The 11,513-nt window shown below is 59.2% G+C and carries 12 protein-coding genes; 5 read left to right on the top strand and 7 right to left on the bottom strand.

Going from position 1 to position 11,513, the window contains the following annotated elements; translation table 11 throughout:
* Positions 1-59: 59 nt before the first annotated feature.
* The 7 genes from HMPREF2779_RS04895 to modA all read right to left on the bottom strand — a co-directional run bounded on the left by HMPREF2779_RS04895 (position 60) and on the right by modA (position 6,275).
* On the bottom strand, positions 60-1,253 hold the full coding sequence (locus HMPREF2779_RS04895; protein WP_105360971.1) for a ThiF family adenylyltransferase: 1,194 nt from the start codon (positions 1,251-1,253) through the stop codon (positions 60-62).
* 113 nt (positions 1,254-1,366) lie between these two features.
* Positions 1,367-1,873 carry a molybdenum cofactor biosynthesis protein MoaE gene (locus tag HMPREF2779_RS04890; RefSeq protein WP_049341113.1) on the bottom strand — a complete coding sequence of 169 codons (507 nt, stop codon included), beginning with the start codon at positions 1,871-1,873 and terminating at the stop codon, positions 1,367-1,369.
* Positions 1,863-2,381, bottom strand: a complete 519-nt coding sequence (locus HMPREF2779_RS04885) for a MogA/MoaB family molybdenum cofactor biosynthesis protein (protein WP_049341111.1) — start codon at positions 2,379-2,381, stop codon at positions 1,863-1,865. The genes HMPREF2779_RS04890 and HMPREF2779_RS04885 overlap by 11 nt, the downstream gene beginning before the upstream one ends.
* A 66-nt stretch (positions 2,382-2,447) precedes the next feature.
* Positions 2,448-2,948, bottom strand: a complete 501-nt coding sequence (gene moaC, locus HMPREF2779_RS04880) for a cyclic pyranopterin monophosphate synthase MoaC (protein WP_049341109.1) — start codon at positions 2,946-2,948, stop codon at positions 2,448-2,450.
* 108 nt (positions 2,949-3,056) lie between these two features.
* Entirely contained in the window at positions 3,057-4,436 is a 1,380-nt protein-coding gene (locus HMPREF2779_RS04875) for a molybdopterin molybdotransferase MoeA (protein WP_105360970.1), read from the bottom strand.
* Positions 4,437-4,558: 122 nt separating this feature from the next.
* The gene (locus HMPREF2779_RS04870; protein WP_105360969.1) at positions 4,559-5,431 is read right to left on the bottom strand and encodes an ABC transporter permease; all 873 of its coding nucleotides are present in this window, start codon (positions 5,429-5,431) and stop codon (positions 4,559-4,561) included.
* A gap of 37 nt (positions 5,432-5,468) precedes the next feature.
* On the bottom strand, positions 5,469-6,275 hold the full coding sequence (gene modA / locus HMPREF2779_RS04865; RefSeq protein ID WP_070685675.1) for a molybdate ABC transporter substrate-binding protein: 807 nt from the start codon (positions 6,273-6,275) through the stop codon (positions 5,469-5,471).
* A 228-nt stretch (positions 6,276-6,503) separates the two neighbouring features.
* Between modA and moaA the strand changes: the two genes are divergently transcribed.
* From moaA to HMPREF2779_RS04840, 5 genes are all read left to right on the top strand, one after another.
* On the top strand, positions 6,504-7,715 hold the full coding sequence (moaA, locus tag HMPREF2779_RS04860) for a GTP 3',8-cyclase MoaA (protein WP_070685679.1): 1,212 nt from the start codon (positions 6,504-6,506) through the stop codon (positions 7,713-7,715).
* Positions 7,716-7,842: 127 nt separating this feature from the next.
* Positions 7,843-8,109, top strand: coding sequence for a MoaD/ThiS family protein (locus HMPREF2779_RS04855; protein WP_070685682.1), 267 nt, complete (start codon positions 7,843-7,845; stop codon positions 8,107-8,109).
* A 14-nt stretch (positions 8,110-8,123) separates the two neighbouring features.
* A complete protein-coding gene (locus tag HMPREF2779_RS04850) occupies positions 8,124-8,801 on the top strand; it encodes a molybdenum cofactor guanylyltransferase (RefSeq protein WP_369825415.1) in 678 nt (225 codons plus the stop codon).
* A 138-nt stretch (positions 8,802-8,939) separates the two neighbouring features.
* Positions 8,940-10,253, top strand: coding sequence for a molybdopterin molybdotransferase MoeA (locus HMPREF2779_RS04845; RefSeq protein ID WP_070685688.1), 1,314 nt, complete (start codon positions 8,940-8,942; stop codon positions 10,251-10,253).
* Between the two features lie 168 nt (positions 10,254-10,421).
* A complete protein-coding gene (locus HMPREF2779_RS04840) occupies positions 10,422-11,498 on the top strand; it encodes a LacI family DNA-binding transcriptional regulator (protein ID WP_070685690.1) in 1,077 nt (358 codons plus the stop codon).
* Positions 11,499-11,513: the final 15 nt, after the last annotated feature.

Here is an 11,513-nt window from a genome sequence, read left to right as displayed (position 1 = left end):
ATTTGGCATGGAAAATACGAGATAAAAACCTTGCCTAATTCATACGAAATAAGGGTGCTTTAGACCGTAAGCCAGGCGGAAATTCCACCCTCAAGCATGTACACAGAACGCTCCTCCAGGGGCGCTATTTCACGAGCCGCCTCAACCGTTCGGGTGTATCCGGTGCAGTAAATAACGATTTTCTGGGCATTTGCGGGGATTTTACGCTCAATCAGGGCTTTGAGAGAGTCATTTCGAGCCGCTTCAAGCAATTCAGTGAGGGGCAGGTTAATGGCACCGTCAATCGCAAAGGCATTGAACTCCACCTGCTCACGGACATCCAAAAGGGCAATATTTTCACCCGATGACATCTTTTTAAGGTCCTGAGCGCTCATCGAGCGGGGCTTCGAGTTGGCAGAATAGCTTGTAAAGTCCTGAGAAATATTACGAATTGTTACATGGTTTTTGAGCTTATGACTCATTTCTTGGGGCAAAACAGCACTTTTCTTAGGTACAGCTTGCACGCTAGCTACAAGAGGTATATATTCCCACCTTCCGCTTAATGCCGAGTATAGGCCAACCTCACCCATGAGTGGCTCCCCCACCCCAGTCAGCAGCTTCACCGCCTCCATGGCCATCGCAGCACCCACCACGCCAGCCATAGCACCCACCACGCCAGCAGTACTACACGAGGGCACACTACCGGCAGCAGGAGCCTGCGGATACAAATCCTCGTACACCGGACCACGACCAGCCCAAAACACACTCAGCTGCGCATCAAAACCAAGAATTGCAGCCCACACATGCGCAATCCCAGCACGCGCAGCCGCCGCAGACACCACATAACGCGACTCGAAATTATCGCTACCATCCAGCACCAGGTCAGCACCAGACAGAAGCTCATCAACATTCGCCTCCGTCAAACGCTCACGCACAGGCACAACCTCAATAAAAGGATTCAGCGAGCGCAAAGACTCTGCGGCAGACTCAGCCTTAGAATTACCCACTCTGGCGTGCGTATGAATCACCTGGCGGTGCAGATTCGAGGCATCCACGACGTCATCATCAACCACCACAATCTGACCGACCCCGGCACCCGCCAGGTACAGCAGCGCGGGAGCACCCAAACCGCCAGCACCCAGCACCACCACGCGTGCGCTCTTGAGCGCCAGCTGAGCCTCGTAGCCCATTTCGGGCAGAATCAGCTGACGAGAATAGAACGCACGCTCAGCGGCAGAGAGCTCGCCCGTGCCGGTTGAAGGCTGAGAAGACATAGGGATTCCTCGCGTCTAGTAGTAGAGGTGACTTGAGCTTTCAAGGAGAATAAGCCTGCCCAAGAGAAATCCCCCTGACAGGCTTATATAGAGATATCAGAATATTCAGAAGGCTAAGCAGGCGAAGTGTCCACACCAACCCACTCGATGCTTCCATCGAGCAGTTCCTGTTCCTTCCAAATCGGCACACGAGCCTTCACCCGGTCAGCCACCAGCTCACAGGCATCAAACGCGCGGCCGCGGTGAGCAGCCGCCGCCATCACGGTCAGAGCCGACTCACCAATAGCAATCGGACCCACACGATGCACAGCCCACAGACGCACACCGTCCAGCTCGGCGGCAACCTCGGCGGCAACCTCAGCAATATACTCACGAGCCTGCGGATGCGCGCTATAGGACAGCCCGCGAACCGCACTACCGTGATCATGGTTACGTACAATGCCGTCAAAAATTACCAGGGCACCCATGGCGTCGGTCATGACCTCAGCCTTAGCCGCAGCGTACAGCGGCTCCAGGGGCGCCTCCGTAATATCGGTGAACACCACGGTCGAGCCGCTCGGCTCAACACCGTGCGCACCCGAATGGTCCAGGGATTCTTCGTTCTGCGGCTTAGTGGTCATGGTAGTCCTCCATCTGACGGCAAATGTGCTCAACAAGCGGGTCGAGGGTTGCCACGCCGTCCTTCACGCCACCGCGCGAACCGGGCAGGGTCATCACGAAGGTGCGGTCAATGACGCCCGCCACGCCGCGTGAAAGCACCGCCGCGGGAATGTTCTTCAGACCGTTCATCCAGAAGGCATGCATAACGCCGGGAACTTCCTTGTCCAGGTGGGGGCGAACCGCCTCCACGGTCTGGTCGTCAGAGTTCAGACCGGTACCACCGCTGGTCAGGATGAAGGTCGGCAGGTTACCGTTCTTCTTACCTTCGGTCACCAGGGTGTTGAAGTACTCGACAATATCGCGGTCTTCAATGACCACGGCATCCGGGGTGTCGAAGCCGCGCGAGCGCAGCCACTCCACGGCGATGGGGCCGGACTTATCCTCGTACACGCCGCGGGCTGCGCGGGTGGAGGCGACAATAACCAGACCGGTGAGGTTCTCGGGCATGGTGTAGTCTTCGCTACTCATTGGCTTTCCTTTTCTGTATCTATCAGGTGACGGTGGGATCGGTGGGGGGCGGTGTGCCGCCGTAGCTTAAGATTCCTCGCGGACGGACCAGTCGCCGGACTTGCCGCCGCTCTTCTCCAGAACACGGATATCGGTAATGACGGCGTACTTATCGACTGCCTTGATCATGTCGAAAACGGTCAGTGCCGCCGAGGAGACGGCGGTGAGCGCCTCCATCTCTACACCGGTGACGCCGCGGGTCTTCACGGAGGCTTCAATACGCACAAAGTCGGTGCCGCGCTCAAAGTCCACCGTAATCTTGCCCAGGGGCAGCGGGTGGCAGAGGGGAATGATTTCCGGAGTGCGCTTAGCACCCATAATGCCCGCAACGCGTGCGACGGGAAGGGCGTCACCCTTGGGCAGGTCAGCGTCAAAAATCATGGCAATCACGTCTTCGCGGGTGCGCACGGTCGCCTCAGCCAGGGCGGTTCGGGTGGTGACCGACTTCTCCGTAACGTCCACCATGTGTGCTGAGCCGTCGGCGCGCACGTGGGTCAGTTCCTGGTTGGGCTGCGAGGTAGAGGTCATCGTTTCTCCTGGCTTCTGCGCGGTATTCTTCTGCCGCGAATCGTTACTTAGTGTGAGTCTCAATTATTCCTTGTCGTTCGACCAAGGAACAATGCGGGGATGTTGCCCCTAGTTATCGGTGAGGCGAATGCGGTGGTAGGGTACCGCCTCTCCCCCGGTGTAGGTGGTTCCGGGCGCCAGCTCGATGAGCACATCCGCCTGAGCGGCGCGGTGCAGTAAGTGCGAGCCTGAGAGGATGTCCGGGTAGAGCTCCACCCGGTAGGTTCCGGGTTCCACCTCGACCATGGCGAGGGTGCCACGCAGGAACTGGCGCTTGGTCGCCGGTGCGGTGAGCGGGGTGTCGGTGACGAGCACGCCTCGCGGTGCATTGTTCAGGGTTGCCTGTTCGGAGGCGACCGCGTAGGGCACGCCGTAGGGGCCGCCAGCACGCAGGTAGGGGCGCAGAATTAATGCGTACGAGATGAGCGTGCTTACAGGGTTTCCGGGGAAGGAAATCATGGGCACGCGGTGGCCCTTGAAGTCGAGCAGGTTCACGCCCTGGGGGCCGCCGGGCTGCTGGCTGACGTGGCCGAACCAGGAGACGGGCACCAGGATATCGGCTTCGTGTGCCTTGGCGATGGCGTTGCGGACCACCTCGTATTTACCGTGGCTGATACCGCCCGAGGTGATGATGATGCCCGGTTTGAAGCTCTCGTATTCTGCCGTGAGGCGGTGCAGTAGCTCGATAGGATCGTCACCGATAGCGATGCGTCGCACCTCCGCTCCGTCTTCTCGGAGCATGGCGGTGAGCATGGGGCCGTTGGCGTCAAAAATCTGGCCCTGAGCGAGTTCCTGAGTGGTGGCGCTTCCGTCTTCTTCAACGCCGGAGAGGATCTCGTCGCCGCCGGTGCACACGAGCACGCGGGGACCCGCCGCGACGGTCAGGCGCGCATAGCCCTGGGAGGCGAGCGCACCAAGCAGGGCGGGGGTGATGCGTTCACCAGCACGTGCAAGGACCTGTCCGGTGACGACGTCCTCGCCGCGGCGACGGACGAACTGTCCGGGCTTGCCGGGGGCGAGTTTGACCTTTTCGCTGGGACGGCCGAAGGATTCGGGTAGGTCAGGGTATTCGATGCGTTCGGACTGTTCGACGGGGATGACGGCGTTGTAGCCCTTGGGCATGGGCGCGCCGGTCATGATGGGGTAGGTCAGGTCGTCGGAGGAGCGGGAACGCTGGAGAGGTCGGCCTGCGGGGATTTCACGTCCGACGGTAAAGATGCGGTCTTCGCGTTCTGCGGCTTCGGCGGTGAGGGCGTAGCCGTCCATTTGGGAGTTGTCGAAGCTTGGTACGTCCATGCGTGCGGTGACATCTTGGGCGAGGATGCGTCCTGCCGCGTGGTAGAGGGGAACCGTTTCTGCTGTGCCAATAAAGACTTCGCGTAGCAGTAGCGCCAGGTAGGCGCGGTATTCTTCGGTGCTGGGGGTTCCGTTGAATTCGGGGGAAATCATGGCGGTTCCAATCGTGCGGCGGCGGTTATGACTAGTGTATGTGTGTGTTTGTGGGCTGGTAAATGGAGCTTGTCCTAAGGCTCTCTGCATGCCAGGGTGGGTGGGGTGAGCGGCGGGGTAGCTTATCGGGTGCTTTCGCGTAGTTTTTTGAGGGCGCGGATTAGGCCGAGGACCCCGAAGATTCCTAGGTAGAGGCTGATGAGTATCAGGGCGCTTCCGAGGGCGCTGGGGATGTCGCTGCTGTTGATGGCTAGGTCGATGGCGAGGGGTATGGTTTGGGTTTTGCCTTGCACGTTGCCGGCGAAGGTGACGGTTGCGCCGTATTCGCCGAGGGCGCGGGCGAAGGAGAGCAGGAAGGCGGTGGCGAGGCCGGGCGCGGCGAGGGGCAGGAGCACTTTGAAGGTGATTTCTGCGGGTTTAGCGCCTTCGACGAGGGCGATTTCTTCGTATTCACGGGGAATAGCCTGCAGGGTGGTGACCGCGGTGGCAACGAAGAAGGGTAGGGCGACGAAAACCTGGGCGACAATCACTGCGTTGGGGGTGAAGGGGATGGAGATTCCTGCCTGGTAGAGGTAGGTGCCGATCATGCCTTTGCGTCCCCAGAAGAAGAGCAGCCCGAGGCCGGAGACAACCGGGGAGAGAATCACCGGGGTGTAGATGATGGCGTAGAGAACTGACCCGAATCGGTGTAGCCGCGAGCGGTTGAGCACTTTGGAGAGCACGAGCGCCAGGGGTGCACCGAGAAGCCCGCAGATGAGGGTGGAGACGGTGGCGGTGCTGAGTGAGAGGTTCGCCGCCCCGAGCACCTGCGGGGTGAAGATGCTGCCGAGCTGGTTCCAGGGGATGTTGAGGAATAGCCCGAGGAGGGGTCCGGCAATGAGGAAAATACCCAGCGACGCCGGAACCAAGAAGAGCACGGGCACGGAGGCGAAGAGTCTGTTTCCGGGTGTGCGTGAGGTTCCGGCGTTGCGGCGGGTAGCGGTAGTGTCTGTCATGGGTGGTGAGACGCGGGTTGTTCCCTACTGTGTTGAATTACTTTGCGGTGCTGAAGCCGTACTCGGTGAGAATCTTCTTCGCCTCATCGGAGTTCTTCAGCCATTCGTTGAACTTCTTCGCGGTCTCGGAGGAGGAGCCGGTCTTGCTGAGCGCTGCGGGGTATTCGTTGCGTTCCACGTCGGTCAGTTCGACGGAGCCGAGGTTGACGCCCTTTTTCTTGGCGGCGGCGAGGTCGGTGGTGTAGATGAAGCCCGCATCGGCGTTACCGGTGGTGACCTTGGTTGCTACGTCGGTGACCTTGCTTTCGGTGGTTGCGTTCTTGAGGGTGATGTCGTGCTTCTTCAGTTCCTGGTGGGCGATGGTGCCGCAGGGGACTTCTTCTTTGCAGACTGCGACGACGCCGTCGGTGGTCTTGAGGTCGTCGAGGCTGTTGATTTTGCCGGGGTTTCCTTCGGCGGTGACAAGCACGAGCTTGTTGGTGACCAGAACGTTGGTTTCAGAAGCCGAGAACTGGTCGAGCTTCTTTGCTTTGTCCATGTTCTTGGTGTCTGCGGTGATGAGCAGGTCGGGGGTTGCGCCCTGCTCAATCTGGTTGACGAGCTTTGCGGAGCCTTCGTAGACGAAGGTAACGTCCACGCCGGGGTTGGCGGCTTCGTATGCCTTTTCGAGGTCTGCGCCGGCGTTGTTCAGGGAGGCTGCAGCGAAGACTTCGACCTTGCCGGAGGCAGCCTGACTACTCGATGCGGAGGCAGTGGACGAAGAGGAGCTCTGGGTGGCGCCACAACCGGTGAGGGCGAGGGTTGCTGCGGCGAGCGCGCTGAGGGCTGCGAGGGGGCTCTTCATGAAATTTGTTTCCTTTGTGGTTCGTACTCTTGCGGTGGTGAGGTGTTTCCCTGTCCGGGCTTTGTGTGACGTTTTGTGTACGTCCCTAGCTTGTACACGTTGTTTTCGTCATGGTGGTCTGCGGTGGCGCAGTTGTAACTTACCCTGCACACACTATGTGCGGGGCACCGGAACATGGAATAATCATATTGTCACCTGAAATATGCAAATTTTCCACATAGGTTTTACATGGCGTACACGGCAAATTCGGCTTCTTCTGAGCTCATTGCGGGCCCAATGTTAAGCACCTTATCTTCTGCGGAGGGTAATGGGGCTGCTTTTGTGACGCCCCAAAAATCTGAAAGTAGCGCAAAGACCCAGCGTAAACTCCCGAATATTACGAATAGCGGTCCGCTCTTGGACCGTTGGGGTCGCGTGGCGACGGATCTGCGTATCTCTCTGACCGATAAATGTAATCTTCGTTGCATTTATTGCATGCCGGCGGATGGTTTGCAGTGGCTTCCCAAGGAGAATCTGCTCTCCGCCGAGGAGATCGCGCGCCTTGCCGATATTGCGATTACTGAGCTGGGCGTGGAGGAGATCCGCTTTACCGGTGGCGAGCCGCTGGTGCGCGCCGATTTGGTGGACATTATTTCCCGTATCCATCAGGCGCATCCGGATGTTCCGCTTGCTATTACGACGAACGGTATTGGCTTGGAGAAGCGTGCCGCAGCCCTGGCGGAGGCTGGTCTGACCCGCATCAATGTTTCTCTGGATACGATTTGCCGTGAGACTTTCGCGGCTCTGGCTCGCCGCGACAAGCTCGATGCCGTACTCAAGGGTATTGACGGTGCTGCCGAGGCTGGCCTGTGGCCCATCAAGATTAATGCTGTGCTGATGCCGGGCCTGAATGATGATCAGGCTCCGGAGCTTCTGCGCTGGGCGTTGGCGGGTGGCTATCAGCTGCGTTTTATTGAGCAGATGCCGCTGGATGCCGATAACCGTTGGACCCGTGAGGGCACGATTACTGCCGCTGAGATTCGTGAGAAACTGTCGGCTGAGTACGTTTTGGGTTCGGTGGCTGAGGCTCGCGGCGACTCCCCCGCTCAGCTGTGGGAGGTGTACCCGCTCGGTACTGCCCTGGATGAGGCGGGCTTCCCGGCTGACGGCACCGAGTCGCTGGGCCGTGTGGGCATTATCGCTTCGGTGACCGAGTCGTTCTGCAATGCGTGCACCCGCACCCGTCTGACGGCGGACGGCAAGATTCGCTCGTGCCTGTTCTCTGACACTGAGACTGACCTGATGCAGCTTCTACGTTCCGGCGCTGACGATCAGCAGCTGGCTCTGCGTTGGCGTGAGGGCATGTGGTTTAAGCCGCGCGCTCACGGCAAGGAAGACGCTGACTTCGATATTGAGGAGTTCGCCAAGGCGAGCCGCTCGATGAGCGCTATTGGTGGCTAAAGAAGCTACCCTATTTATTAGCCGGATATACAGCCAAATATGCGTGGGACAAGGTCTTTTACTGGCACCTTACACCCCTGGCTTTCGGCTACCCTGCTCAGAGTTTAATCAAGGATTGAGGAGCATTATGCAGGTTCATTTTTTCGCTGCCGCGCGTTCTGCGGCGGGTACCGCGCAGCTGTCGGTGCCCCTGGCTGAGCTGTCGTCTGCAACTCTTGGCGTGCTGATTGAGCATCTGGGTCAGAGTTTGGAGGGTACGACCCCTTCAGGTCTGACTCTTGCGCAGGTCATGGAGCAGTGCTCGTTCCTGATCAACGGTGCCCGTTCTGATGCGCAGGCTCCGCTGCAGGATACCGATCGTGTGGACGTTCTGCCTCCCTTTGCGGGTGGATAATGCGGACGGATAAGATGCCCAGTTCTGAGCTTCCCGCTGAGGGTGATTTTTCGTGCGCCGCGGTCATTGTTGCCGGAGGCGCTTCTCGCCGCCTGAACCACGTTCCGAAGGCGTCTCTGTCTGATGGCACGAATACCCTGCTGGGTTGTGCCCTGGAGGCGGTGGCCGCCGCATCCCCGCGCGTGGTCGTGGGTCCTGAGAGCTTGCCGTTGCCGTCCCGGGTGTTGCGCACTCGTGAGGATCCGCCGTTTTCGGGTCCTGCTGCGGCGATTCATGCCGGCTTGGAGTGTATTGCGGCCGATTGCGAGCGCTCGCAGGTGCCTCTGCCTGAATGGTGTCTGATTTTGGGTGTGGATACTCCGCGTATTGCCCCGGCGGTTCAGCAGTTGATTGCCACCGCGCGGGCTGCCGAACAGGCTTCTGTAGGGCAGTCAGCCCCCACCGATTCTGAATCATCTGCAGGTTTCTGGGGTGTTGCTGAGGGCATCTATCAGCCCCTGGTGGGTATTTACCGTTTTGATGCGATCCGATCGGTCTTTTCGACCGGCACCACCGACGCTTCTGTTCGTTCTTTTTTGCGCCGTTTGAACCCGGTGGCGGTTCAGATGTCTGCCGCTGACACAGCCGATGTTGATACGTGGGAGCAGGCGCAGTCTCTCGGTTATACGACTTCGCTCTGGTCGAGTTATTAGCATCTGAGGCGCCCAGGAGCGCTAGTTGCCAAGCTACGAGTAACCTAGGTAGTAGGTTAGGGCTCTGGGCACCGCATTCGGTAGCATTTTTGAGCTCGCGCGCTGTTGCGCGTCCCGCACACACTTTTACGAGGTACGATGTCTCACCATATTCCTTCTGTTTCGTGGCAGCAGGCCCGCCAGATTCTGCATGAGCAGGGCCTGGACATTGCGCATCATGTGAAGACAGAGTCTTTGCCCCTGTTGGCGACGATTGGCCACTATTTGGCGGATGATGTTTATTCGATGATGCCGGTGCCCCATTACAGCTCTTCCGCGATGGACGGTTACGCTGTGGCGGGTGCGCCTCCGTGGCGTCTGGTGACGCCGGCGTATCCGGAGGATTCTCGCGCGAATATTCACCGTCTGACGGTGCCGATTGTTCCGGGTGAGGCGACTCCGATTCTGACGGGTGGTTTGCTCCCTGAGGGTGCCGAGGCGATTGTGCGTGAGGAGCATTCCCGCCTGTATGAGGGTGCGGAGGGTTCTTCTCGTCCGGGCATGGGTTCCCATTTGGAGACTCAGGCGAGCATTCATTACCTGGATATGGCGGAGGGTTTTGAGCCTCCGGCACCGGGTGCTGATATTCGCCATGCTGGTGCTGAGCTGGAGCGTGGCGAGCTGTTGGCGCGCCACGGTGACCGTGTGTCTGCTCGTATGGCGGCGTTTTTGGGCACGAATGGTTTTGATGAGTTGCCGGTGTATACTCCGATTCCGGTGCGTTGCGCGTTTACGGGTAATGAGGTCATTACGTTTGGTGTGCCTGCGCCGGGTCAGGTGCGTGATGCGTTTGGCGGCTTTATGGAGCATGCGATTATTTCTGCTGGTTGCGAGGCGCGCCCTTCGATTCGCTTGGCGGATGTTGAGTCTGAGTTCCGCACATTTTTGTCTACGTCGACGGCTCGCGTGTTGGTGTTTACGGGCGGGTCGAGCACTTCGGGTGTTGATTTGGTGCGTAAGGTGCTCAACGATATGGGTGCGACGTACCTGTTTGAGTCGGTGGATGTGCGTCCGGGTCATCCTGCGTTGGCTGCGCGTTTGCCGGTTCCGGAGACGGGTCCGAATTCGGGTCGTGAGCGTTTTGTGTTGGGTCTTCCGGGTAATCCTTTGGCTGCGTACACGGCTTTGTATTCGTATTTGCCGCCGCTTTTGGCTGGTATGAGGGATATGCCTCTTCCTGAGCTGGATTCGGCGGTTCTGGGTGATCCAGTGGATGCTTTGCGTAAGCCGGCGGGGGCTCGTCTGCTTCCGGTGTCGGTGCGTGATGGTGTGGCGTATCCTCTGCCGAAGTCGGCGTCGCATATGTTGTCCTCGTTGGCGGCGGCTACTCACTGCGCGGTGTTGGATGATTCTTCGGTGCGGGGTTCTGCGCATGAGGTGGGGGCTCGCGTTCCGATTATTCCGGTGCTGTAGACCGGCACGGCGAATCGGTGCGTTTGACAGCGCAGGGGAGACAGCACAGGGGAAAAGCGCTTTTTCTGGTTTTGAGGCCACGTCTGGTTTTTGAGGCCACGTTAGCCCCGGTGAAGAAGGTATAGTAGAGAGATATGTCAATCGTTTAGCATACCGAAGGGAGCCCCCGTGGCTAAGCCCAAACTCAGCGACGTTGCAGCCCTGGCGGGAGTCTCCCCCACCACGGTCTCCCGCGTGCTCAACAACCGCGGCTACCTGAGCGAAAGCACCCGCACCAAGGTCCACGAGGCAATGCGGGAACTCGGCTACCGCCCCAACGCCATCGCCCGCAGCCTGCAGGGCCAGCGCTCGCAGATGGTGGGCCTCATCTTCCCCACGGTCGCAAACCCCTTCTACGGGGAGATGGTGTACCGCCTCGAAAGTTACCTTGCCGAAGCAGGCTACCGGGTCATTCTCTGCAATAGCGATGACCACCCCGAACAAGAGAAGCGCTACCTGGAGATGCTTTTCTCCAACCAGGTGGACGGCATTATCAGCGGCGCGCACTCTGACGCGCTGGTGAATATTCCGCACGCCCAGGCTCCCCTGGTGACCGTGGACCGCCTCGAAAGCGGCTTTTACCCGAATGTCCGCTCCGATAATTACGGAGGCGCTCGCGCCGCCACGGAGCACCTCATCGCCACGGGTGCGCAGAATATTGTGCACGTGACATCAACCCTGGGTGAGCACAATGAGCGTCAGCGCGGATACCGTGAGGCAATGCTCGAAGCCGGACTCATGCCGGAGTTCCTGGAGCTGGGCTTCCGTCCTTCACTGGGTATTAAACGTGAGGTGCTCTACCGCTACCTTGATGAACGCGCCGATAGTCCGGAGCCGGTGGATGCGGTCTTTGCCTCCAACGATAATTACGCCGCGTTGGCGCTGGGCTGGGCGCGCGCACGCGCTATTCGTGTTCCGGAGGATTTCCAGGTGATTGGTTACGATGGCACGCAGAGCGTTCAGCTGCTCATGCCGGAGTTGGCGACCGTGGTTCAGCCGATTGAGGGCATGGCAGAGCGTACCGCGCAGCGTCTGCTGGAGTTGATTGAGCTACGGCAGGGAGAATCCGCCGAGGAAACTACTCCCCCGATGAGCCAACCTGAGGATGTACTCCCCGTTGAGCTCCATCTGGGGGCTACGGTGCGTTCCATCCCAGATCTGGATCAGATTCAGCCTGATATGTCTGCTCCGGATGAGCTCCAATAAGAAACTCGTCTTCTG

This window comes from Rothia sp. HMSC069C03, from assembly GCF_001811075.1.
Lineage (GTDB): Bacteria > Actinomycetota > Actinomycetes > Actinomycetales > Micrococcaceae > Rothia > Rothia mucilaginosa.
Note: the sequence above shows the minus strand (reverse complement) of the source record. Positions and strands in the feature narration are given on the sequence as shown.